Genomic DNA, 22,013 nt, shown 5'->3' with positions numbered 1-22,013 from the left:
AAGGTTGGCGGCCTGGTTTCACGAGATCCGTCATGTTCAAGTTGCCCCGCCTGCTACCCGCCTTGCTGCTGGCTTTGTGCCTGCCTGCCCACGCCAACTGGCACCTCGATGGCGAGTCGTCGCGCCTGTCGTTCATTACCGGCAAGAACGGTGACACCGCCGAAGTGCATCGTTTTCTGGTGTTGCATGGCACGGTCGACCGCAAGGGCGCAGCCGGGTTGAGCATCGAGATGGATTCGGTGAGCAGCGGCATTCCCCAGCGTGACGAACGCATGCGCGAGGATCTGTTCGAGGTCGAGCGTTTCGCCGAGGCCAAGGTGCAGGCACAACTGGACCTGCGGCCGATAAACGACCTGGCCAATGGTGCCCAGGTCGAACTGCGCCTGCCATTGACCGTGACCTTGCATGGCCAGTCCCACAGCTACAATGCCCTGTTGCTGGCCACCCGCCTCGACGAGCGGCGCTTCCAGGTGGTGACCCTCGAGCCGCTGGTGCTGCGCGCCGAGGATTTCGGCCTGCTGCCCGGGCTGCAACGCCTGCGCAAGTTCGCTGGGCTCAAGTCCATCAACCCGTCGGTACCGGTGAGTGCGGTGCTGATCTTTACCGCCCGCTGACATGGCCGGGCCAGTCTTCCCCTGGCGGGATGGCAACCACTTCGAACTGCTGATCGACGGGCCCGAGTTCTTTCCGCGCATGCTCCTGGCGATCACGCGCGCCGAGTTCCAGGTCGACCTGGAACTGTACCTGGTCGAGGCCGGCGACTGCGCGGACACGGTAGTCGAGGCGCTTGAACGGGCGGCGCTTCGCGGTGTGCGGGTGCGTTGCCTGTTCGACGACTATGGTTCGCTGGCTTTCAACAGCACATTGCGCCAGCGCTTGCTGGATGCCGGGGTTTACCTGCGCTGGTATAACCGCCTGCGCTGGAAGCGTGGCCTGCGCAACCTGTACCGCGATCACCGCAAGCTGCTGCTGGTCGACCAGCGCTGGGCAGTGGTGGGCGGCACCGGTGTCACCGATGAGTTCTGGACGCCGGGCGAGGCGACCAGTGAATGGCACGAGGTGATGGTGCAGATGCAGGGGCCGGTGGTGAACGACTGGCAATTGCTGTTCGACCGCCAGTGGCACGCCAACAACCGCCGTACCGCCTGGCGCCCCGCCGAGGGCTTTGGCCTGCCACGCCTGCCCAAGGTCCCGGCGCAGGGCCAGGGCATGGGCCGGGTGGCCTATGCCGACGCCCGCCAGCACCAGGACATCCTGCATTCGCTGGTGCGCGCGATCAACAGCGGCAAGCGCCGGGTGTGGTTGGCCACGCCTTACTTCCTGCCGACCTGGAGCGTGCGCCGCTCGCTGCGCCGGGCCGCTGGCAAGGGTGTCGATGTGCGCCTGCTGCTGACCGGCCCGCGCACCGACCACCCATCGGTGCGATATGCAGGGCACCGTTATTATCCCCGGCTGCTGCGCGCCGGGGTGCGCATCTACGAATACCAGCCGTGTTTCCTGCACCTGAAGATGGTCCTGATCGACGACTGGGTCAGTATCGGTTCGTGCAACTTCGACCATTGGAACCTGCGCTTCAACCTGGAGGCCAATATCGAGGCCCTCGACCCGCCGTTGACGGCTGCCGTCCAAGCCAGCTTCGAGCGTGACTTCGCCTTGAGCGAGGTGGTCGACCTCGGTCATTGGCATGCGCGCCCGCTCTGGCGCAGGGTGAAGCAGCGGGTGTGGGGCTGGCTGGATCGCCTGGTGGTCAACTTGCTCGACCGTCGCGACTGAGACCGGCTATCGTGCAGTGACTGTCTCTAGGCAATCGAAGGAGTGGGTGCGATGACGGCTAAGAAGATTCTCATGTTGGTCGGCGACTTCGTTGAAGATTACGAGGTCATGGTGCCATTCCAGGCCTTGGGCATGGTTGGACATACGGTGCATGCAGTTTGTCCGGAAAAGGTCGCGGGGCAGACCGTGCGCACGGCCATCCATGATTTCGAGGGTGACCAGACCTACAGCGAAAAGCCCGGGCACAACTTTGCCCTGAACTACGATTTCGTCCGGGTGCGGCCCGAGGGTTATGACGCATTGCTGATTCCCGGTGGCCGTGCGCCGGAGTACCTGCGCCTGGATGAGCGGGTGCTGGAACTGGTACGGGCATTCGACCAGGCTGGCAAACCGATTGCCGCGGTGTGCCACGGGGCCCAGCTGCTGGCGGCGGCCGGTGTGCTGGAAGGGCGTGAATGCAGCGCTTATCCGGCGTGTGCGCCGGAGGTGCGGTTGGCCGGCGGCACCTTCATCGATATCGCCGTGGACCAGGCGCATGTCGACGGTAACCTGGTGACCGCGCCCGCCTGGCCGGCCCACCCGGCGTGGCTGGCGGCGTTCCTCAAGGTGCTCGGCACCCGCATCGCCTGACCGGGCTCGGCGTCCTGGTTCCCGCCAGGCACTGTTCTGGTAGGAGTGGCCTTGCGTCGCGATGGGCTGCGCAAGGCCGCTACTACTACACACACACCGTTCTCAGGGCCATTCCCATCGGGCCCGTGTCCCTCAACCGACCTGCTCGAGCCAGTCATTGAGGTTGTAATAGTTGGTCACCCGGGCAATCTTGCCGCAGTGGATATAGAAGAACGCCCCCGCCGGCAGCACGTAGGTCTGGCCGTTGGCCGGCGGCAGGCCTTCGTCAGCGGCCAGGTATTCGCCATGGACGGTGAATTCCGCCGCCGCCCGGCTGCCATCGGCATTCTGCATCACCACGATGTCCGCCAGGCGTTCGCGGTAGCAGTGGTTCATCTTGTCCATGAACGCGGCAAACCGGGCCTTGCCCATCTGCCGCTCGCCCTGGTTGACGTCGTGGATCACGTCTTCGCTGAGCAGGGCAAGAAAGGCCGGCATGTCGCCGGCGTTGAAAGCCGCGTAGTACGCATTTACCAGTTCGGTAGCGGTCATGGAACAATACCTGTCGTTGAGGGAAAAGGCGGGTCGTGGCTTCGGATGATAGGGTTTCCCCTCAAGCCCGGCTTAGCCGAGCGCGTCATCCACATCGACAAAACGACCGCCAAGCATGGAAATACGCCTGTTGCACGGCGCCGCTATCGCGCCTTACATCGATGACCTCGCTCGCCTGCGCCTGACCGTGTTTCGCGAGTTTCCCTACCTTTACGACGGCACCCCGGAGTACGAAGCCGACTACCTGGCCACCTATGCCCGGTCCGGGCGCAGCCTGGTGGTGCTGGCGCTGGACGACGGCAAGGTGGTCGGCGCCTCCACCGGCCTGCCGCTGGTGGATGTCGGCGCCGAGTTCCAGCAGCCATTCCTGGCCCAGGGGCGCGACCCGGCCAGCGTCTACTACTTCGGTGAATCGGTGGTGCTGCCGGAGTACCGTGGCAGGGGCCTGGGCGTGCGTTTTTTCATCGAGCGCGAATCCTACGCGCACAAACTGGCCGAGTTCGATTACTGCGCGTTCTGCGCGGTGGAGCGGCCCGGCGTGCACCCTCGGCGCCCCGCAGACTACAAACCCCTGCATGGCTTCTGGCGTAATCGTGGCTTCCTGCACGACCCGTCGCTGCGCACCCGCTATGCCTGGCGTGACCTGGACGAAGCGGAAAGCTCCGACAAACTGATGTCATTCTGGCTCAAGGAACTGCCGATATGATCCGCCTGGCGGCCTGCCAGTACGCGATCGAGCTGCATGAAACCTGGGACGCCTACGCGGCGCATCTGCAAGGCCTGTGCGCCGAGGCCGCGGCGGCGGGCGCGCGCCTGCTGCTGTTACCGGAGTACGCCGGGCTGGTGCTCAGCGGACAGTTGCCGGCCGGGCAGCGCGGCGACCTGAAGGCCTCGATTGCCGGTATCCAGCCGCTGGTCGAGCCGTGGCTGGCGTTGTGCGAGGGCATTGCCCGGCGCTGGGGTATCTACCTGCAGCCGGGCAGCCTGCCGGTGCAGGATGGCGACGGCCAGTACCGCAACCGTGCCTGGCTGTTCGGCCCGGAGGGCGTGCTGGGTTATCAGGACAAGCTGATGATGACCCGTTTCGAGCGCGAGCAGTGGGACATCGCCGCAGGCCAGGGGCTGCAGGTGTTCGACACTGAACTGGGGCGCCTGGGTATCCTGATCTGCTACGACAATGAATTCCCGATGCTGGCCCGGCGCCTGGCCGAGGAAGGCGCCGACCTGATCCTGGCGCCGAGCTGTACCGACACCGAGGCGGGCTACCACCGGGTGCGCATTGGCGCGCAGGCGCGGGCACTGGAGAACCAGATTGCCGTATTGCAGAGCCCCACGGTCGGGCTGGCAGCCTGGTCGCCGGCGCTGGACGAGAATATCGGCCGGGCAGGGTTGTTCGTGCCACCGGATCACGGCATGCCGGGGGACGGCGTTATGGCGTTGAGTGAGCAACTGAGCCCGGTGCACAGCCAGTGGCTGCTGTGCGAGGTGGACCTGGAGGAAGTGCGGCGGGTGAGGCGGGAAGGGCAGGTGTTTACCCGCAGGGACTGGCCGGAGCAGTTTGACAGAATCCTGTGAAAACAGTGGCGGCCTCTTCGCGGGCTTGCCTGCTCCCACAGGTACAGCGCAAGCCTGAGGGCTACGCGTTACCTGTGGGAGCGGGCAAGCCCGCGAAGAAGCCGCCGCAGTTACATCAGGCTTACTTCACTTCGACTGCCAGGCTCTCGGCAATCTTGCTCTGCCACAGGGCAGGGCCAGTGATGTGCACCGACTCACCGTTGCTGTCCACGGCGACGGTCACCGGCATGTCCTTGACCTCGAACTCGTAGATCGCTTCCATGCCCAGCTCGGCGAAGGCCAGGACCTTCGACTTGCGGATGGCCTGGGCCACCAGGTAGGCGGCGCCGCCGACGGCCATCAGGTACACGGCCTTGTTGTCCTTGATCGCTTCGATGGCGGCAGGGCCACGCTCGGACTTGCCGATCATGCCCAGCAGGCCAGTCTGCTCGAGGATCTGGCGGGTGAACTTGTCCATGCGGGTGGCGGTGGTCGGGCCGGCCGGGCCTACCACTTCGTCACCCACCGGGTCGACCGGGCCGACGTAGTAGATGAAGCGGCCTTTCAGGTCTACTGGCAGCTCTTCGCCACGGTTGAGCATCTCGACCATGCGCTTGTGCGCGGCATCGCGGCCGGTGAGCATCTTGCCGTTGAGCAGGATGGTCTCGCCCGGCTTCCAGCTGGCGACTTCTTCCGGGGTGATGGCGTCGAGGTTGACACGACGGGCGCTCGGGCCGGCTTCCCAGACGATTTCCGGGTAGGCGTCCAGCGATGGCGCTTCCAGTTCGGCCGGGCCGGAACCATCGAGCACGAAGTGGGCGTGGCGGGTGGCGGCGCAGTTGGGGATCATGCACACCGGCAGCGAAGCCGCGTGGGTCGGGTAATCCATGATCTTGACGTCGAGCACGGTGGTCAGGCCGCCCAGGCCCTGGGCGCCGATGCCCAGCTGGTTGACCTTCTCGAACAGCTCCAGGCGGATTTCTTCCAGACGGTTCTGCGGGCCACGGGCTTTCAGTTCCTGGATGTCGATGGATTCCATCAACACTTCCTTGGCCATCACCGCAGCCTTCTCGGCGGTACCGCCGATGCCGATGCCGAGCATGCCAGGCGGGCACCAGCCAGCGCCCATGGTCGGCACGGTCTTCAGCACCCAGTCGACGATCGAGTCGGACGGGTTGAGCATGGCCATCTTCGACTTGTTCTCCGAGCCGCCGCCCTTGGCTGCGACATCGACCTCGACCTTGTCGCCGGGGACGATGGAGTAGTGGATCACTGCCGGGGTGTTGTCCTTGGTGTTCTTGCGGGCACCGGCCGGGTCGGCCAGGATCGACGCGCGCAGCACGTTTTCAGGCAGGTTGTAGGCGCGACGCACACCTTCGTTGATCATGTCGTCGACGCTCATGGTGGCGCCGTCCCAGCGCACGTCCATGCCCACCCGGATGAACACGGTGACGATACCGGTGTCCTGGCAGATCGGGCGGTGGCCGGTGGCGCACATACGCGAGTTGATCAGGATCTGGGCGATGGAATCGCGCGCGGCAGGCGATTCTTCACGCAGATAGGCCTCGTGCATGGCCTGGATGAAATCGACGGGGTGGTAGTACGAAATGAATTGCAGGGCGTCGGCGACGCTCTGAATCAGGTCGTCTTGCTTGATCACGGTCATGCAGCGCGCTCCTCTTAAAGACGGGAACATTCATTGAGACGCTCGACGGTGCCGACCAGCATGTCGAAACGCCTTGCAAAGGCGCGCCGGCGCATGGCCGACGCAAAAAGGCGCGGCAGTATAGCGTGCCTCTCGGTGTGAAACACCTGCGCGTGGTCTGGACCATGGTCGGCAGGGCTCGGGCATCCTTTTTGCTGCCATTGCCCGCTTGGCATACAGTGGCCGCATGACCGATGGAGAAAGACCGAACATGCCCGAACTTTGCGTGGGCGAGCGCCGCTGGACGGTGCCGACCGGCAGCAACCTGCTCGATGCCCTGAACGAGGCCGGGTTCGATGTGCCCTACAGTTGCCGCGCGGGCAGCTGCCATGCCTGCCTGGTGCATTGCCTGGCCGGGCAACCGCTGGATGCCCGGCCCGAGGCCCTGGCGCTGGACAAGCAGGCCCAGGGTTGGCGCCTGGCGTGCCAGTGCCAGGTGGTCGAGAACCTGCGTGTGGCGCTGTTCGACCCGCAGCAGGATGGCGTAGCGGCCGAGGTCTGTGCACTGGATTGGCACGGCGATGTGTTGCGCTTGCGCTTGCGGCCCGAGCGAGCGGTACGTTACCAGGCCGGGCAGCATGTGGTGCTATGGCATGCTGCGGTCGCGCGGCCCTATTCGCTGGCCAGCCTGCCGGGTGAGGACGATTTCCTCGAGTTCCATATCGACTGCCAGCGCCCTGGCGCCTTTTGTGACAAGGCCCGTGGTTTGCAGCCGGGGGATGTGTTGCGCCTGGGGGAATTCAGGGGCGGCGCCTTGCATTACGACCCGGACTGGCAGGACCGGCCGCTGTGGTTGCTGGCGGCGGGCACCGGGCTGGCGCCGTTGTGGGGCATCCTGCGCGAAGCGTTGCGGCAGGGGCATCGGGGCGAGATTCGGCTGCTGCATGTGGCGCGAGAGCGGTCAGGACACTATTTGGCAGAGCCGCTGCTGAAGTTGCCAGGAGTTGAGGTCGAGCTGGTGCTGGCGGAGCAGCTGGAGGACGTGCTGGCCGGCTTGCGGCCGTCATCGCGGCAGACGCTGGCGCTGCTGTGCGGGGCGCCGGCGAGTGTCGAGCGGTTTGCCCGGCGGCTGTTCATTGCCGGGGTGCCGCGGGGGCAGGTGTTTGCTGATGCGTTCGTCGAGCATGCTTGAGGCATTTTTGTGGATGGTGCCGGCCCTTTCGCGGGCAAGCCCGCCCCCACAGGTACAGCACTAACCTCAAGCTTGGCGCGAATCCTGTGGGAGCGGGCGTGCCGGCGAAAGGGCCGCAAAGCGGCCCCTTGGGGCGGATCAACCGACCAGCGGATCACCCACGTGGAGGATCTTCATGCCGTTGGTGCCACCGATGGTGTGGTAGCTGTCGCCCTTGGTCAGGATCACCCAGTCACCTTGCTCCACCAGGCCGCGCTTGAGCAGCTCGTCGACCGCTGCCTGGCTCACCTTGTCGGCCGGCAGCGAGGCCGGGTCGAAGGCGATCGGGTACACGCCGCGGAACATCGAGGCGCGAGCCTGGGTGGCGCGGTGTGGCGACAGGGCGAAGATCGGCACATGCGAACGCAGGCGCGACATGATCAGCGGGGTGTAGCCACTTTCGGTCAGGGCGATGATCGCCTTCACGCCTGGGAAGTGGTTGGCGGTGTACATGGCCGCCAGGGCGATGCTTTCGTCGCAGCGCTCGAAGGTGGTGTGCAGGCGGTGGCTGGACTTCTGGCTGGTCGGGTGCTTTTCGGCACCCAGGCAGATGCGGGCCATGGCCTGGACGGCTTCGATCGGGTAGGCACCGGCGGCACTTTCCGCCGACAGCATGACCGCGTCGGTGTTGTCCAGCACGGCGTTGGCCACGTCGGACACTTCGGCACGGGTCGGCATCGGGTTCTGGATCATCGACTCCATCATCTGCGTCGCCACGATGACCGCCTTGTTGTTGCGGCGGGCGTGCTGGATGATCTTTTTCTGGATGGCGATCAGCTCGGCGTCGCCGATTTCCACGCCCAGGTCACCACGGGCGACCATCACGGCGTCGGAGGCGGCGATCAGCTTGTCGAGGGTCTCGTCGTCGGCAACGGCTTCGGCGCGTTCGATCTTGGCCACCAGCCAGGCGTTGCCGCCGGCTTCGTCACGCAGCTTGCGCGCATATTCCATGTCGCTGGCGTCACGCGGGAAGGACACGGCCAGGTAGTCCAGGTCCATTTCCGCGGCCAGCTTGATGTCGGCCTTGTCCTTTTCGGTCAGGGCCGGTGCGGTCAGGCCGCCACCTTTACGGTTGATACCCTTGTGGTCCGACAGCGGGCCGCCGATGATCACCACGCAGTGCAGGGCATCTGCCGTGGCGGTTTCGACGCGCATGACCACGCGGCCATCGTCGAGCAGCAGTTCGTCGCCAACGCCGCAGTCCTTGACCAGGTCGGGGTAGTCGATACCGACGATGTCCTGGTTGCCTTCGGTCAGCGGGTGGGCGGTGGAGAAGGTGAACTTGTCACCGATCTTCAATTCGATGCGCTTGTTGGCGAACTTGGCGATGCGGATCTTCGGACCCTGCAGGTCACCCAGCAGCGCGACATGGCGGCCGTTCTTGGCGGCGATGTCACGGATCAGGCGGGCGCGGGCCTTGTGCTCGTCCGGGGTGCCGTGGGAGAAGTTCAGGCGTGCCACGTCCAGGCCGGCGAGGATCAGCTGTTCGATCACTTCCGGCGAATTGCTGGCGGGGCCAAGGGTGGCGACGATTTTGGTACGGCGGATGGTCATGCACAGACTCCTATAGTGAAGCGCAGCGAAAGGCTACTCCTGAATCTCGCTGTAGTCATTGTTCCGTTGCACTACCTGCGACCTTCCGGGTCAGGGCAGCTGCAAGCAAGCTACAGACTGAAGCGTGAGCGACACGGGCGCTGATTCCACGGCAACTGAAGAAAACCCGATCCCGGCCGATATACTTGCCATCAAAGGAGATCCCCATGCGCGCCATGATCGTTTTTGCCCTGGCTGCCAGCGCCGTCGGCTGTACCCGCTGGTCGATGGACCACCACCTGAACAATGCCTACCGTGCCTACGACCGTGGCGACTGCCAGCGGGTCATGCTCGAGTTGTCGCAGGTCGACCGCACCAGCCGCGCGCGGCCGTTCATCCACCCCGAGGTGTCGCTGCTGCGTGGCCAGTGCCTGGAGCGCCAGGCGCTGTATGTGGATGCTGCGCAGACCTACCAGTACCTGATCCAGCAATACCCGGGCAACGAGTATGCCTATCGCGCCCAGGCGCGCCTGCAGACCCTGGAAAAACTGGGCCATCTGCGCGGCGAAGCGGCCGTGCCCAGCCCTGTGCAGGGCGCACCTTGGCGTTAACACCAAGGTTTGCTTCATTTCACGGGATTTGCTGCGCGGGCTGGGCTAATCTGTAAATCAGCTGTTACAACAACCGCCAGTTCATCGTATTCCTGGCACCCGGATACGGATTGCACTGCGATCATGTTCAACAAGCGCCATATAGAACGCCATCAGCTGCCTTGTGTCCTCAAGGTGTTCAACCGCTTGACCGGCCAGGCCATCGGCCAGTTGGGCAACGCCTCCGAAGACGGGCTGATGCTGATCAGCCAACTGCCTGTGCTGGTAGGGCCCGACTACGAACTGCAGTTGCGCCTGCCGTTGACCGGCGGCGGGCATCAGTTCGTCAACCTGACCGCCAGTTGCCTGTGGTGCCGCGAAGACCAGACCCCCGGCCACTACGATTCGGGCTTCATGTTGCTGCAAGCGCCCCGCGAGTACGACGACTTCGTCGGTTCGTTGCGTGGCTATTTCAGTTTTCTTCCAGCCGACGCTTCGGTCTGAGGCTGCGCTAGAATCGGTCGACCTTGATACAGGACGACCCCGTGACCTCCAGCATTTTCTGGCACGACTACGAAACCACCGGCATCAATCCCCGTTGCGACCGGCCGTTGCAAGTGGCCGGCGTGCGCACCGACTTCGACCTCAACGAAATCGACGAGCCGATCAGCCTATATTGCCGGCCCTCCGACGACATACTGCCGCACCCGGCTGCCTGCCTGGTAACCGGCATCACCCCGCAGCAGCTGGCTGAACAAGGGCTGTGCGAAGCCGAGTTCATGACCCGGGTACATGAGCAACTGGCCCGGCCAGGCACCTGTGGCGCTGGCTACAACACCCTGCGCTTTGACGACGAGGTGACCCGCTACAGCCTGTACCGCAACTTTTTTGACCCCTATGCCCGTGAATGGCAGGGCGGCAACAGTCGCTGGGACCTTATCGACATCGTGCGCACGGCCTACGCCCTGCGCCCTGACGGTATCGAATGGCCGCAGCAGGACGGGCGTGTCAGCCTGCGCCTTGAGCTGCTGAGCAAGGCCAATGGCATCGACCATGGGCATGCCCACGAAGCGCTTTCCGACGTGCGGGCCACCATCGCCCTGGCGCGTCTGATACGCCAGAAACAGCCAAAGTTGTATGAATGGCTGTTCCAGTTGCGCAGCAAGCATAAAGTCATGGACCAGGTGCGTTTGCTACAGCCCCTGGTACATATATCCGGGCGTTTTTCGGCGGCACGCAACTACCTGGGTGTCGTATTGCCACTGGCGTGGCACCCGCATAATCGCAATGCCCTGGTTGTCTGCGACTTGCATCAGGAAACCCTACCTTTACTACGGGAAAGTGCTGAAGTTCTGCGTCAGCGCTTGTATACCCGGCATGAACAACTGGCCGAGGGCGAACTACCCGTGCCGTTGAAACTGGTCCAGATCAACCGCTGCCCGGTATTGGCGCCACTATCGGTTCTGCGCCCGGCCGATCAACAACGACTGGGCCTGGACTTGACGCGGTTACAAGTGCGCGGCGAAGAACTGGCCAGGCAACAAGCACAATGGCAAGACAAGCTGGAGCACATCTACGGCAAGGAAGAATTCGCCCCGGGTGACGACCCGGAACAACAGTTGTATGACGGTTTTCTCGGGGACCGTGACCGCCGTCTATGCGAGCAAGTTCGAGCGCTGGATCCGGCGCAGTTGGGCCGTGGGCACTGGATGTTCGACGACTCGCGCTTGCCGGAACTGTTGTTCCGCTACCGGGCGCGCAACTTCCCCGACACCTTGAGCAGCGAAGAGCGGCAGCGTTGGTTCAGCTTCTGTCAGCAGCGCCTGAGCGACCCGAAATGGGGCGCGCCGAATACCCTTGGCGACTTCGAACAGGCGCGCCAGCAGGCCTGGGCGGGGGCTGACGAGGCGGGGCGGCGCGTGCTCGAGGCCTGGCGGGAACATGCCCAGCAGTTGCAGGCACGGTTCGCCATTGGCTGAGTGCCGGGGAAAACGCAGGCAAACAAAAACGCCGGCAATGAGCCGGCGTTCTTGCTGCGATAAGCAACAGGCGCAGACGGACAATCAGTCCAGCAGGGTCGCCCAGCTTTCAACCACATCGCCACCCCATTTGGCTTTCCACTCTTTCAGCGTCTTGTGGTTGCCGCCTTTGGTTTCGATCACTTCATTGTTGTGCGGGTTCTTGTATTGCTTGACCTTGCGCGCGCGCTTGGTCGCGGTAGTCTTGACTGCACCACGCGGCGCCTTGCTCAGTTTCGAATCGGGGTCGAGCAGGGCAATCACGTCGCGCAGCGACTTGGAATATTCGCCCATCAGGTTGCGCAGTTTGCCTTCGAACTCCAGTTCTTTCTTCAGCTTGTCATCCTGCGACAGATTGGCCAGGCGAGCCTGAAGTTCCTTGATGGCCTCTTCGGTGGCGCGGTACTCGTTGATCAGGGACATGGAGTGTTCCTTAATGCGTGTTCAGAAATGTGTGGGGCCAATAATAGACAGGCGATACGCTCAAGTAAATATATTATTGGGCGAACAATTGTTAATTAAGCTGTGACAACATTTCTCCAAGTGAACAAAAATTTACATTTAACCCCTGCATTTAGCCCTGTCTGCCAGATGCCGTGCGCGAGGCACAGGGTGAGATACACCAGCCCGGGCGGTTGCGATCAATACTGCGTTTTTGCTGGCGGGCCGCTAGAATGAGCGCCTTTGCGAAGTTCTGGAGTCTCATTCATGCGCACCTATCGTCTGGTGATCGCCTGCCCCGACCGTGTTGGCATCGTGGCGAAAGTCAGTAATTTCCTGGCCTTGTACAATGGCTGGATCAACGAAGCCAGCCATCACTCCGATGAGCAGAGCGGCTGGTTCTTCATGCGTCATGAAATTCGCGCCGAATCGCTGCCGTTTGGTATCGAGGCCTTCCGCGAGGCCTTTGCGCCGATTGCCGAAGAGTTTTCCATGACCTGGCGGATTACCGACTCGGCGCAAAAAAAACGCGTGGTGCTGATGGCCAGCCGCGAATCGCATTGCCTGGCCGACCTGCTGCACCGCTGGCATACCGATGAACTGGACTGTGAGATCCCTTGCGTGATTTCCAACCACAACGACCTGCGCAGCATGGTCGAGTGGCACGGCATTCCGTTCTTCCATGTACCGGTCGACCCCAAGGACAAGGCTCCGGCATTCGCCGAAGTGTCGCGCCTGGTGCAGGAGCACGCTGCCGACGTGGTGGTGCTGGCTCGCTACATGCAGATCCTGCCGCCGCAACTGTGCCAGGACTATGCCGAGAAGGTGATCAACATCCACCACAGCTTCCTGCCGTCGTTCGTCGGCGCCAAGCCCTACCACCAGGCTGCCCTGCGCGGGGTGAAGCTGATCGGCGCGACCTGCCACTACGTCACCGAGGAGCTCGATGCCGGCCCGATCATCGAGCAGGATGTGGTGCGGGTCAGCCATGCCGACAGCATCGATGACATGGTCCGCTTTGGCCGTGACGTGGAGAAAATGGTGCTGGCCCGTGGCCTGCGCTATCACCTCGAAGACCGCGTGCTGGTGCACGGCAACAAGACTGTGGTATTCGACTGACAGGCTCGGGTTGGCTGCGGGATGCGTGACGCAATGCCGGACCGCGATTTCTGTTAGCAGCGGCCTTGTGTCGCGATGGGGCGCAAAGCGCCCCCGGCAAATCTTGAAGGGAACAGCAATGACCAGGCAGCGCAACCAACCCACCGCCACCGCCCCACCCACCCTCGGCGAAGGCTGCCTGGCCCGCTACGACCCCGCTGCCCTGGCCGACACCGACGGTACCGAGTTCCCTGGCGCCGCCGAGCTCTGGCAGCAGCTCAACCCGCCTGACGCCGCCAGCGCTCAAGCAACGGCCGCGCCAGCAGAAACACGAATACCGGGCCACCCGCCAACAGGTAGAAGTAGTAGGTAACCGCCCGCCATATCACGATCGCCGCCGCCGCGGTCGAACTGCCCACCAGAGGCGTCAGCAGGCTCGCCGAGGTCAGCTCGGCGGCACCGGCACCGCCCGGCAGCAGGCTGAACTGGCCGGCACTGAGGGACAGCATCTGCACCAGAAAGCTGGGTATCCACGCCAGGTTCACCCCCAGCCCCTGCAACACCAGGTACAACACGCTGTAGCGCAGCCCCCAATGCACACAGGTCAGGGTGAAAACCAGGATCAGCGTGCGTTTCGGCAGGCGCCAGGTTTGCGCCAGGGCATCGATGAAGTGCAGCAGTTTGCGCGCCCAGCGGCGTTTGCGCCGCGGGCTGATGCCCAGGCGGCGCAACAGCCGGCCATTCAGGCGCATCACCGTGCGCCGGTAGCGCAACAGCCCGAGCACCGCGGCCAAGGCCGTGCACAGTAGCAGCGCGCTGCCCAGCAACATGCCTTGCTGGCTGCGCCCCAGGCTGTGGAACAGGGCGTAGCCGGCAATCGCCAGCATGGCGCAGAAGAAGAACACCAGGTCGTTCAACTGGTCCATGGCGAACACCGCGCCGCTGCGTGCCGGGCCGATGCGGTCGCGCGCCAGCAGCGCCATCAGGGTCAAGGGGCCGCCACTGCCGCCGGGCGTGGTGCAGATGGCAAACTCGGTAGCCATCACCACGCCCAGGCTGCGCAGGCGCCCGAGCCTTGCACCTTGCTGGCCGAGCAGCAGGCGCAGGCGAACGGTGTTGATGACCCAGCACAGCAGGATCATGCCAAGCAGGGTCAGCAGCAGGCTGGGGTCGAAGCGCTGCAGTCGTGGCAGCAGCCCGCTGCCACCGAGCAAGGCGGGCACCAGCACCGCGCCGAGCAGCGCCAGGCCCAGCCATGCCAGGCGGTTCATGCGCCGACCTTGCGGTCCAGCCAGGCCGACTTGGTCAGCGGTTCACGGCCCTGGGCGAGGAGCTTGCGCAAGGTGCTCAACCAGTACTCGCGGGAGCTGCGATGACGCATGTCCACCGGGTGCAGGCCCAGGCGCAGGGTATCGGCATCGCGCCAACGCCGGCATTGCCAGTCGCAGACCAGCCGTGACAGGCCGCGGCGCCAGGCGCTGCGGGCACTCCACACCAGGCCTGGGGCTTCGACCGCGGTGAATTCAGGCAAGCGATACAGGTGCTGTGGCGTGCTGGTGTAGCGCAGCGGCAGCTGACGCAGGGCCTGGCGTGTACCTTCGCTCATCAGCCAGGCGGGGGCGACGAACCCGGCCACTGGCCAGCCCTGCTGGCCGAACACGGCCAGGCCGTGCTGCAGGCGCTGCAGGGCCTGTTGCTGGTCGAGCGCATAGAACTCGCCTTCATGGGTATAGATGCGGCGCATGAAGTACTCGCGGAGCATATGCGGTGGCGGGCTGTCATCGGCATGGTAGTAGCCGTGCAGGGCCAGCTCGTCGCCTTGTGCCAGGCGCCGTTCGAGCAGGCGGCAGAAGGCGGGCGAGCGCAGCAGCGGGTTGCGCTGGTGAAAGTCCGGTACCACCAGCCAGGTCATGGGCACGCCGCCGATGGCGTCGACTGCCTGGACGAAGGGTTGGTAGTCCGGCCAGGTTTCGGGGGCCACATCGTGCAACACCAGCATCAGGCTGCGTGCACCCGGCAACGGCTCAAGCATGGGCGCGTGCCTGCGGCTGGTGGCCGAGCACGGCCTGGTAGTGCTGCAGCAGGCCGGCAACCACGTTGTCCCAGGAATAATGCTGCTCGACGTGGCGGCGGGCCTGTGTCCCCAGTTTGCGTACGCCGGCCTCGAACGCCTCGCGCACGGCGTCCGCCATGGCCTGGCCATCGTTCGGTCGGCACAGGCGTCCGCAGTGTTCGTTGACGATCTCGCCGAACGCACCGGCGCGCACGGCCACCACTGGCGTGGCGCTGGCCATGGCTTCGAGAATGACCAGGCCGAAGGTTTCCTGGTCGCCGGCATGCACCAGCAGGTCAGCGCTGGCCATCAGCCTGGCGACTTCCGCGGCAGGGCAGAAGTGGTCGATCACGCTGACATTCTGCGGCACGTTGGCCGGCATGTTCGAGCCCACCAGCAACAGGTGGTAGGGGCGGCCAAGGTGCTGCATGCAGTCGAGCAGTACCGGCAGGTTCTTTTCCCGCGAGCCACGGCCAGCATAGATCAGCAGGCGGCTGGTATCGGCAATGCCCAGTTCGGCACGCAGTTGCGGGTCGCGTCGGCTGGGGTGGAAGGTGCTCAGGTCGACGCCCAGGCGCTGCACGTGCACGTCCCGCACGCCCAGGCGACGCAACTTGTCGGCCATGACCTGGCTAGGGGCCAGGACCCGGTCGAAATTGCCGTACAGCTTGCTGACATAGGCCTCGACGTTGGGTGTGAACCAGTTGCCCATGCGGTTGCTGACCAGCAACGGCAGGTCGGAATGGTAGAAGCCGATTACCGGCACGTTCAGCTGGCGCCGCGCTTCCAGCGCCGCCCAGGCAGTGAGGTAGGGATCGCCGACTTCGATCAGGTCTGGCTTGAGCTTGCGCAGTACGTTGCACCAGGGGGCCAGGCGCACCGGGAAGCGGTAGCCGTTGCCGAATGGCAGCGGCGGTGCGGGCACCTGATAGATGCCATCGGCATGTTGCGCGCTGGCGCCGGGTATCAGCAGGCTGTGGCGCACGCCGTGGATGGCGTCGAGGCGGTGGTGTTTGGCATCAAGATAGGTACGTACGCCGCCGCTGGCGGGGGCGTAGAACATGGTGATGTCGGCGATGTGCACGATCAGCATCCCTCCGGGATCGTCTTCGGGTCTGTCATCCGGCGGTAAAGGGCCGGCGATGACGCGCCTTAAAGTTGACCTTTCAGAAGGATAGTTTGTTCGATCGGGTTGGGCGGGGGGAGGGCGGGGAGCGGTGTCGGCTCCTTCACGGGCGTGCCCGCGAAGAAGCCGACGCGTTCCTGGATCAGATACGGAAGCTACCCACCAGCTGCTTCAGGCGGCTGGCCTGCTGCTCCAGGTCGGAACAGGCGCGCAGGGTGGCCTGCAGGTTCTCCACGCCCTCCTGGTTGAGCATGTTGATTTCGTTGATGTCCATGTTGATCGCTTCGACCACGGCGGTCTGCTCTTCGGTGGCGGTGGCCACCGACTGGTTCATCCCGTCGATTTCGCCGATGCGCACGGTAACGCTGTCCAGGCGTTCGCCGGCCTGGTTGGCGATCTGCATGCTGTCCTGGCTGTGGCGCTGGCTTTGGTCCATGGTCTCGACCGACTCGCGGGCGCCGACTTGCAGCTCTTCGATCATGGTCTGCACCTGCTGCGCCGACTCCTGGGTGCGGTGGGCCAGGTTGCGTACCTCATCAGCGACCACGGCAAACCCGCGCCCGGCCTCACCGGCACGGGCCGCTTCGATGGCCGCGTTGAGGGCCAGCAGGTTGGTTTGCTGGGAAATGCTGGTGATCACTTCAAGGATCTGGCCGATGTTGACGGTCTTGTTGTTCAGCGTCTCGATGTGCGCGCTGGAGGTGACGATCAGGTCGGACAGGCGATTCATCGCCGCAATGTTGCGCTCCACCACCTGCTGCCCTTCCTCGGCCAGCAGGCGCGCCGAGCTGGCGTGCTGCGAAGCCTGGGCGGCGTTGCCGGCAATTTCCTGGGCCGCGGCGCCCAGTTCGTTGATGGCTGCGGCAACGCTGTTGGTGCGGTTGGCCTGCTCGTCAGAGTTGGTCATGGATGAGTTGGAGGCGCTGATCACCCGCAGGGCCACTTCGTTGACCTGCTCGGTAGCCGAGGAAACTTCGCGGATCGAACTGTGGATACGCTCGACGAAACGGTTGAAAGCGCTGCCCAGGATGCCGAATTCGTCGTGGTTGTGGATACGCAGGCGCTTGGTCAGGTCACCTTCGCCCTCGGCGATGTCTTCCATGGCGCGGGTCATGGTGTGCAGCGGTTGCATCAGCACGCGGATCAGCAGGCCGAGCAGGCCGATGATGATCACTACCGCCACCAGCGTGGCAATCACTGCCGAGGTGCGGAAGGTACTGAGCATCGCGAAGGCCTTGTCCTTGTCTACCGACAGGCCGATGTACCAGTTCGCCGACGGCAGGCCGGTGATCGGGGTGAAGGTCAGCAGGCGGGTCTGGCCATCGCTCTGCACTTCGGTCAGCTCACCGGTCAGTTTCGGCGTGTGCTGCGGGAATAGGTCCGACAGCGACTTCATCACCAGGTCCTTGTCCGGGTGCACCAGGATCTTGCCCTGGTCGTTGACCAGGAAGGCGTAGCCCATGCCGCCGAAGTTCAGCGAGTTGATGATCTGCACCAGGCCGTCGAGGGCCAGGTCGCCACCGACCACACCGACGTTGCTGGCGATCTTGCTGATGATGCCGATGACCATCTTGTTGGTGGCCATATCGATATACGGCTCGGTCAGGATGGTGCCAGTGGCATTCATGCCGTCCTTGTACCAGGGGCGGGTGCGCGGGTCGTAACCGTCCGGCATCTTCGTATCGGGGCGCACGCTGAAGCCGCCATCGACCTTGCCCGCGTAGACCGTGAGGAAGCTGGAAGTAAGGGCATTCTGGCCCAGCAGGGTGTCGGAGCTGGCCGGCGCCTGGGCTATGTTCTGTGCGAGGTTTTCCACCAGCTTGATGCGGCCTTCGAACAGGTTGCGAATATTGTTCGAAGTGGAGTCGCCCATTTCTGCCAGATAGCTTTCCAGGTCTTCGCGGATCGCATTACGCTGGAGGTAATCGTTGTAGAGCGTAAAAAGGCTGAAGGCAAGTATCACGATCAGTGATGCGGCCAAAAGAATCTTGTGGCTGAAACGAAGGCTTTTATTCATGGCGTAATCGGTTCCGCTAAGGTTTGTATCAGGCGTTTGCACGCGAGGCATCGCAGCCGTGCAAGATCCCGAAAAGTCCCTTTTCGGTTGTCCCTCTCTATCAAGGCAAATATCACCCACAGGTATCGGCCGAATTCAGGTAAAGCTTGAGCAGAGGATTAAAGAGATGTCGGAATTTTCGACCATTGTTGTAGGCGCAGGCCCGGATGGTTTGCCAGTCGGACAGGCGATGAGGCTGGCCAACCGCCATGGCCTGGTGGCGGGCGCCACCGGTACCGGCAAGACCGTCACACTGCAGCACCTGGCGGAGGCGTTCAGTGATGCGGGGGTGGCGGTATTCGCCGCCGATGTCAAAGGCGACCTGTGCGGCCTGGGCGCTGCCGGCGCGCCGCAGGGCAAGGTGGCCGAACGCATCGCCGGCATGCCCTGGCTGGGCCACCGGGCGCAGGCCTACCCGGTAAGCCTGTGGGACATCGCCGGGCAGTCCGGGCACCCGCTACGCACCACCCTCAGCGAGATGGGGCCGCTGCTGCTGGGCAATTTGCTGGAGTTGACCGACAGCCAGCAGGCGGCGCTGTATGCCGCGTTCAAGGTGGCCGACCGTGAAGGCCTGTTGCTGCTGGACCTCAAGGACCTGAAAGCGCTGCTGGCGCACCTGAAGGACAACCCGCAACTGCTCGGTGAAGACAGTGCACTGATGACCACGGCCTCTACCCAGGCCCTGTTGCGCAGGCTGGCTACCCTGGAACAGCAGGGCGCCGAGGCGCTGTTCGGTGAGCCGGCATTGCAGCTCGAGGACCTGCTGCGAGCGGACCCGGATGGCCGTGGGCGCATCCACCTGCTGGACGCCAGCCGCCTGGTGCACGAGGCGCCCAAGGTGTATGCGACCTTCCTGTTGTGGTTGCTGGCCGAACTGTTCGAGCAGTTGCCCGAGCGCGGCGATGCCGACAAACCGGTGCTGGCGTTGTTCTTCGATGAAGCGCATTTGCTGTTCAACGATACGCCCAAGGCGTTGCAGGACCGCCTGGAGCAGGTGGTGCGGCTGATCCGCTCCAAGGGGGTTGGGGTGTACTTTGTCACCCAGTCGCCAGGGGATTTGCCGGATGCGGTGCTGGCGCAATTGGGCCTGCGCATCCAGCATGGCCTGCGCGCGTTCACCGCCAAGGAACAGAAGTCGCTGCGCGCGGTGGCAGATGGTTTCCGCCCCAATCCGGCGTTCGACACCCTGGCAGTGCTGACCGAGCTGGGCATTGGCGAAGCGTTGGTGGGGACGCTGGAAGAAAAGGGTACGCCGGCGATGGTGCAGCGCGTGTTGATTGCACCGCCGCAGTCGCGTATCGGGCCGCTGAGCGCCGTCGAGCGTAGTGCGCTGATTGCGGCTTCCCCGCTGGCTGGGCGTTATGACAAGCCGGTGGACCGTGAATCGGCTTATGAAATGCTCAACCAGCGCAAGGGCGAGCCGGTAGAGCCGGCACCACAGCCCCAGGCGGATGAGGATAGCTTTGCCGACAAGGCCGGTGAGTTTTTGCAGAGTGCGGCGGGGCAGGCGATCAAGTCGGCGGTGCGCCAGGCGGCCAACCAGTTGGGCCGGCAGTTGGTGCGGGGGTTGATGGGGTCGTTGCTGGGGGGCAGGAAAAGGTAGGTTGCCTGTAACGGTGCCTTCGCGGGTAAACCCGCTCCTACGCGGATATTGAAAAAGGCGCCCTCAGGCGCCTTTTTCATTGCGGTGTCACTCAGCCAATGGCTTTCGACGCCAGCCAGAACAGGCCAGCCGCCAGGCCCATCGACGCCGGCAGGGTCAGTACCCAGGCCAGCAGGATGGTCTTCACGGTGCCGCCTTGCAGGCCGCTCTTGTTGGCGACCATGGTGCCAGCCACGCCGGACGACAGCACGTGAGTGGTCGATACCGGCAGGGCGAACACGTTGGCCATGCCGATGGCGCAGGCTGCGGTGATCTGTGCCGACATGCCCTGGGCATAGGTCATGCCCTGCTTGCCGATCTTTTCGCCAACGGTCAGTACCACGCGTTTCCAGCCAACCATGGTGCCCAGGCCCAGGGCCAGGGCGACGGCAACGATTACCCAGAACGGGGCGTATTCGGTGGTGGCGGTCAGGTCCTTGCGCAGCTTTTCCAGGTCGGCCTTTTCACGGGCTTCCAGGCCTGGCAGTTTGCCGACCTTTTTCGCCGTGTCGTCCAGGCACAGCAGGTAGCGACGCACTTCAACGCGCTTTTCCGCATCCAGGCTGTGGTAGTCGGTCACGCCTTGCAGCGAAGATTGCAGCGCGGCAATGGTCGGTTCGGTCTGCTTCGGGTTGCAGCTGAACTGCTCCGGCAGGTCGCTGGCATTGGCCTTGCCCAGCGCCAGGAACTCGCCCAGGGTAGCGGCGTTGCGCTGGTAGAACTGGCTCATGTGCAGGGTGGCGTCGCGGGTTCGCTCGATCTGGTAGGTGGTGCTGTTCAGGTCGAGGACGAACTTGGCCGGGACGATACCGATCAGCACCAGCATGATCAGGCCAATGCCTTTCTGGCCGTCGTTGGAACCGTGCACGAAGCTCACGCCCATGGCCGAAACCACCAGTACCAGGCGGTTCCAGAACGGCGGGTGCTTCTTGTCGTCGAGCTTGCGACGCTGCTCGGGGGTCTTGTGCATCTTCGACAGCGGACGCCACCACTTCAGGCCGATCAGCACCAGGGCTGCGACGGCAAAGCCGGCCATTGGCGAGACCACCAGCGACATGGCGATGTCGATCGCCTTCTGCCAGTTGACGCCGTCGCCCAGCGGAATGTCGTTGATCAGTGCGTTGGCCAGGCCGACGCCAAGAATGGAGCCGATCAGTGTGTGCGAGCTGGAGGCCGGGATACCGAAGTACCAGGTGCCGAGGTTCCAGGTGATGGCCGCAGCCAGCAACGAGAAGACCATGGCCAGGCCGTGTCCGGTGTTCACATTGATCAGCAGCTCTACCGGCAGCAGGTGCACGATGGCATAGGCCACCCCGACACCGCCGAGCAGAACGCCAAGGAAGTTGAACACGCCGGAGAAGAACACGGCGAGGTGCGGCGGCATGGCTTTGGTATAGATGACGGTGGCTACCGCGTTGGCGGTGTCATGAAAGCCATTGATGAACTCGAAGGCGAGTACGAAGGTCAGGGCGAGCAGCAAGCTCACCAGTACCCAGGCATCCAGTCCGCTGAATAATTCGATCATGAAGGTTGTCTGGCGGTCATAGGGGGGCGGGATTATGCCAGAAAACCGCGGCAATCGATGCATCTGCGACAGACCGATGGCAGTCTTCCAACGTTGCGCATGCTGTGCGCGGCGGCGTCAGCGCTCAGGGAAATGTCGGCCAAAACGCGGGAAACACGACGAAAAACGTTAAAAGTCCTACGAAAAATCCGCTTCGCTACCATTCAAACGGCTGTATGAAATTTGTGTGATTCCATTTCATCTTCGGCCTGGCGGTAAAGATCGAGCCCGCCCGGGCAGGCTGGGCGGCGATGCGCTGGCAAGATCCGGTTCAGCAGTTGTCGCTACGCAGTTCCTTTTCCATACGCTCCAGTTCCTGGCTGAAGGCCTGGTCACGCACGCTGGCACGCTTGCGCCAAGGTTTGCGTTCCGGATCCGGTTGTGCGGCGTAAGTAGTGACTTCGCCACCATAGACGTCCTTGTAACGTTCAGCCTGGCGCTCCAGTTCTGCGCGCAGTTCATCTTTCGTCACATGCATTACCTGAATTAAGTTTGATCACTGTTTGTCATGTACAGTACAGCTTGCGC

At 63.7% G+C, this 22,013-nt stretch carries 21 protein-coding genes and 1 pseudogene; 11 read left to right on the top strand and 11 right to left on the bottom strand.

The features are described from left to right. Positions 1-32: 32 nt before the first annotated feature. From ACLEJP_RS20555 to ACLEJP_RS20545, 3 genes are read left to right on the top strand one after another with little or no spacing between them, the layout of a single operon-like run. Positions 33-614 (top strand): YceI family protein, encoded by a 582-nt coding sequence (locus ACLEJP_RS20555; RefSeq protein WP_170032296.1) that lies wholly within the window; start codon positions 33-35, stop codon positions 612-614. A 1-nt stretch (position 615) separates the two neighbouring features. Continuing rightward, positions 616-1,773, top strand: a complete 1,158-nt coding sequence (locus ACLEJP_RS20550) for a phospholipase D-like domain-containing protein (RefSeq protein ID WP_440809316.1) — start codon at positions 616-618, stop codon at positions 1,771-1,773. Between the two features lie 51 nt (positions 1,774-1,824). Further along, positions 1,825-2,403: a DJ-1/PfpI family protein gene (locus ACLEJP_RS20545; protein ID WP_440809315.1), complete on the top strand. Its 579-nt coding sequence runs from the start codon at positions 1,825-1,827 to the stop codon at positions 2,401-2,403. A 132-nt stretch (positions 2,404-2,535) separates the two neighbouring features. On the opposite strand, the gene ACLEJP_RS20540 is transcribed toward ACLEJP_RS20545, so the two are convergent. Next, positions 2,536-2,934 carry a nuclear transport factor 2 family protein gene (locus ACLEJP_RS20540; protein ID WP_440809312.1) on the bottom strand — a complete coding sequence of 133 codons (399 nt, stop codon included), beginning with the start codon at positions 2,932-2,934 and terminating at the stop codon, positions 2,536-2,538. A 115-nt stretch (positions 2,935-3,049) separates the two neighbouring features. Between ACLEJP_RS20540 and ACLEJP_RS20535 the strand changes: the two genes are divergently transcribed. Both ACLEJP_RS20535 and ACLEJP_RS20530 read left to right on the top strand, forming a co-directional pair. Further along, a complete protein-coding gene (locus ACLEJP_RS20535) occupies positions 3,050-3,640 on the top strand; it encodes a GNAT family N-acetyltransferase (RefSeq protein WP_170032288.1) in 591 nt (196 codons plus the stop codon). Next, entirely contained in the window at positions 3,637-4,509 is an 873-nt protein-coding gene (locus tag ACLEJP_RS20530) for a carbon-nitrogen hydrolase family protein (RefSeq protein WP_440809310.1), read from the top strand. Before ACLEJP_RS20535 ends, ACLEJP_RS20530 begins: the two co-directional genes overlap by 4 nt. 121 nt (positions 4,510-4,630) lie before the next feature. Here the strand turns inward: ACLEJP_RS20530 and ACLEJP_RS20525 are convergent, their stop codons facing one another. Further along, on the bottom strand, positions 4,631-6,154 hold the full coding sequence (locus ACLEJP_RS20525) for a fumarate hydratase (RefSeq protein ID WP_440809307.1): 1,524 nt from the start codon (positions 6,152-6,154) through the stop codon (positions 4,631-4,633). Positions 6,155-6,404: 250 nt separating this feature from the next. Between ACLEJP_RS20525 and ACLEJP_RS20520 the strand changes: the two genes are divergently transcribed. After that, positions 6,405-7,325: an iron-sulfur-binding ferredoxin reductase gene (locus tag ACLEJP_RS20520; protein WP_440809305.1), complete on the top strand. Its 921-nt coding sequence runs from the start codon at positions 6,405-6,407 to the stop codon at positions 7,323-7,325. A 138-nt stretch (positions 7,326-7,463) separates the two neighbouring features. Here the strand turns inward: ACLEJP_RS20520 and pyk are convergent, their stop codons facing one another. Continuing rightward, positions 7,464-8,918: a pyruvate kinase gene (gene pyk / locus ACLEJP_RS20515; protein ID WP_289130614.1), complete on the bottom strand. Its 1,455-nt coding sequence runs from the start codon at positions 8,916-8,918 to the stop codon at positions 7,464-7,466. 206 nt (positions 8,919-9,124) lie between these two features. Between pyk and ACLEJP_RS20510 the strand changes: the two genes are divergently transcribed. From ACLEJP_RS20510 to sbcB, 3 genes are all read left to right on the top strand, one after another. Next, complete coding sequence (locus ACLEJP_RS20510) at positions 9,125-9,508, top strand: tetratricopeptide repeat protein (RefSeq protein ID WP_440809302.1); 384 nt, start codon at positions 9,125-9,127, stop codon at positions 9,506-9,508. Between the two features lie 123 nt (positions 9,509-9,631). Then, positions 9,632-9,991: a PilZ domain-containing protein gene (locus tag ACLEJP_RS20505; protein WP_225779114.1), complete on the top strand. Its 360-nt coding sequence runs from the start codon at positions 9,632-9,634 to the stop codon at positions 9,989-9,991. A gap of 41 nt (positions 9,992-10,032) precedes the next feature. Beyond that, positions 10,033-11,466 carry an exodeoxyribonuclease I gene (gene sbcB / locus ACLEJP_RS20500; RefSeq protein ID WP_440809299.1) on the top strand — a complete coding sequence of 478 codons (1,434 nt, stop codon included), beginning with the start codon at positions 10,033-10,035 and terminating at the stop codon, positions 11,464-11,466. A gap of 84 nt (positions 11,467-11,550) precedes the next feature. Here the strand turns inward: sbcB and mvaT are convergent, their stop codons facing one another. Beyond that, positions 11,551-11,928, bottom strand: coding sequence for a histone-like nucleoid-structuring protein MvaT (mvaT, locus tag ACLEJP_RS20495; RefSeq protein ID WP_170032265.1), 378 nt, complete (start codon positions 11,926-11,928; stop codon positions 11,551-11,553). A 285-nt stretch (positions 11,929-12,213) separates the two neighbouring features. On the opposite strand from mvaT, the gene purU reads away from it, so the two are divergent. Further along, entirely contained in the window at positions 12,214-13,065 is an 852-nt protein-coding gene (gene purU / locus ACLEJP_RS20490; RefSeq protein WP_023662871.1) for a formyltetrahydrofolate deformylase, read from the top strand. 257 nt (positions 13,066-13,322) lie between these two features. On the opposite strand, the gene ACLEJP_RS20485 is transcribed toward purU, so the two are convergent. From ACLEJP_RS20485 to ACLEJP_RS20465, 5 genes and pseudogenes are all read right to left on the bottom strand, one after another. Further along, positions 13,323-14,315 carry a lysylphosphatidylglycerol synthase transmembrane domain-containing protein gene (locus ACLEJP_RS20485; RefSeq protein WP_440809297.1) on the bottom strand — a complete coding sequence of 331 codons (993 nt, stop codon included), beginning with the start codon at positions 14,313-14,315 and terminating at the stop codon, positions 13,323-13,325. After that, positions 14,312-15,076: a DUF2334 domain-containing protein gene (locus ACLEJP_RS20480; protein ID WP_440809295.1), complete on the bottom strand. Its 765-nt coding sequence runs from the start codon at positions 15,074-15,076 to the stop codon at positions 14,312-14,314. The genes ACLEJP_RS20485 and ACLEJP_RS20480 overlap by 4 nt, the downstream gene beginning before the upstream one ends. Further along, positions 15,069-16,190, bottom strand: coding sequence for a glycosyltransferase family 4 protein (locus tag ACLEJP_RS20475; protein WP_440809293.1), 1,122 nt, complete (start codon positions 16,188-16,190; stop codon positions 15,069-15,071). Before ACLEJP_RS20475 ends, ACLEJP_RS20480 begins: the two co-directional genes overlap by 8 nt. A gap of 175 nt (positions 16,191-16,365) precedes the next feature. Further along, complete coding sequence (locus ACLEJP_RS20470) at positions 16,366-17,130, bottom strand: methyl-accepting chemotaxis protein (protein WP_440809435.1); 765 nt, start codon at positions 17,128-17,130, stop codon at positions 16,366-16,368. A gap of 93 nt (positions 17,131-17,223) precedes the next feature. Further along, positions 17,224-18,240: pseudogene (locus ACLEJP_RS20465) on the bottom strand (HAMP domain-containing protein); the annotation flags it as partial. A 166-nt stretch (positions 18,241-18,406) separates the two neighbouring features. On the opposite strand from ACLEJP_RS20465, the gene ACLEJP_RS20460 reads away from it, so the two are divergent. Then, complete coding sequence (locus tag ACLEJP_RS20460; RefSeq protein WP_440809290.1) at positions 18,407-19,882, top strand: helicase HerA-like domain-containing protein; 1,476 nt, start codon at positions 18,407-18,409, stop codon at positions 19,880-19,882. A 91-nt stretch (positions 19,883-19,973) separates the two neighbouring features. On the opposite strand, the gene ACLEJP_RS20455 is transcribed toward ACLEJP_RS20460, so the two are convergent. Together ACLEJP_RS20455 and ACLEJP_RS20450 are read right to left on the bottom strand one after the other, a co-directional pair. Then, on the bottom strand, positions 19,974-21,446 hold the full coding sequence (locus ACLEJP_RS20455; RefSeq protein ID WP_289130595.1) for an inorganic phosphate transporter: 1,473 nt from the start codon (positions 21,444-21,446) through the stop codon (positions 19,974-19,976). Positions 21,447-21,756: 310 nt separating this feature from the next. Then, positions 21,757-21,957, bottom strand: coding sequence for a hypothetical protein (locus tag ACLEJP_RS20450; protein ID WP_440809288.1), 201 nt, complete (start codon positions 21,955-21,957; stop codon positions 21,757-21,759). Between the last annotated feature and the right edge of the window lie 56 nt (positions 21,958-22,013).

This window comes from Pseudomonas sp. SMV7, assembly GCF_052041995.1.
Lineage (GTDB): Bacteria > Pseudomonadota > Gammaproteobacteria > Pseudomonadales > Pseudomonadaceae > Aquipseudomonas.
The sequence above is the reverse complement of the archived record's forward strand: the minus strand, read 5'-3'. Positions and strand labels throughout refer to the sequence as shown.

Excerpts from the sequence above, each read along its gene's own strand:
- ACLEJP_RS20555 (WP_170032296.1), top strand. The coding sequence starts at position 33 with ATGTTCAAGTTGCCCCGCCTGCTACCCGCCTTGCTGCTGGCTTTGTGC.
- mvaT (WP_170032265.1), bottom strand. The coding sequence starts at position 11,928 with ATGTCCCTGATCAACGAGTACCGCGCCACCGAAGAGGCCATCAAGGAA.
- ACLEJP_RS20535 (WP_170032288.1), top strand. The coding sequence starts at position 3,050 with ATGGAAATACGCCTGTTGCACGGCGCCGCTATCGCGCCTTACATCGAT.
- ACLEJP_RS20505 (WP_225779114.1), top strand. The coding sequence starts at position 9,632 with ATGTTCAACAAGCGCCATATAGAACGCCATCAGCTGCCTTGTGTCCTC.
- ACLEJP_RS20525 (WP_440809307.1), bottom strand. The coding sequence starts at position 6,154 with ATGACCGTGATCAAGCAAGACGACCTGATTCAGAGCGTCGCCGACGCC.
- ACLEJP_RS20470 (WP_440809435.1), bottom strand. The coding sequence starts at position 17,130 with ATGACCAACTCTGACGAGCAGGCCAACCGCACCAACAGCGTTGCCGCA.
- ACLEJP_RS20455 (WP_289130595.1), bottom strand. The coding sequence starts at position 21,446 with ATGATCGAATTATTCAGCGGACTGGATGCCTGGGTACTGGTGAGCTTG.
- ACLEJP_RS20540 (WP_440809312.1), bottom strand. The coding sequence starts at position 2,934 with ATGACCGCTACCGAACTGGTAAATGCGTACTACGCGGCTTTCAACGCC.
- ACLEJP_RS20530 (WP_440809310.1), top strand. The coding sequence starts at position 3,637 with ATGATCCGCCTGGCGGCCTGCCAGTACGCGATCGAGCTGCATGAAACC.
- ACLEJP_RS20510 (WP_440809302.1), top strand. The coding sequence starts at position 9,125 with ATGCGCGCCATGATCGTTTTTGCCCTGGCTGCCAGCGCCGTCGGCTGT.
- ACLEJP_RS20460 (WP_440809290.1), top strand. The coding sequence starts at position 18,407 with ATGTCGGAATTTTCGACCATTGTTGTAGGCGCAGGCCCGGATGGTTTG.
- ACLEJP_RS20475 (WP_440809293.1), bottom strand. The coding sequence starts at position 16,190 with ATGCTGATCGTGCACATCGCCGACATCACCATGTTCTACGCCCCCGCC.
- ACLEJP_RS20480 (WP_440809295.1), bottom strand. The coding sequence starts at position 15,076 with ATGCTTGAGCCGTTGCCGGGTGCACGCAGCCTGATGCTGGTGTTGCAC.
- ACLEJP_RS20550 (WP_440809316.1), top strand. The coding sequence starts at position 616 with ATGGCCGGGCCAGTCTTCCCCTGGCGGGATGGCAACCACTTCGAACTG.
- ACLEJP_RS20485 (WP_440809297.1), bottom strand. The coding sequence starts at position 14,315 with ATGAACCGCCTGGCATGGCTGGGCCTGGCGCTGCTCGGCGCGGTGCTG.
- pyk (WP_289130614.1), bottom strand. The coding sequence starts at position 8,918 with ATGACCATCCGCCGTACCAAAATCGTCGCCACCCTTGGCCCCGCCAGC.
- ACLEJP_RS20520 (WP_440809305.1), top strand. The coding sequence starts at position 6,405 with ATGCCCGAACTTTGCGTGGGCGAGCGCCGCTGGACGGTGCCGACCGGC.
- purU (WP_023662871.1), top strand. The coding sequence starts at position 12,214 with ATGCGCACCTATCGTCTGGTGATCGCCTGCCCCGACCGTGTTGGCATC.
- ACLEJP_RS20545 (WP_440809315.1), top strand. The coding sequence starts at position 1,825 with ATGACGGCTAAGAAGATTCTCATGTTGGTCGGCGACTTCGTTGAAGAT.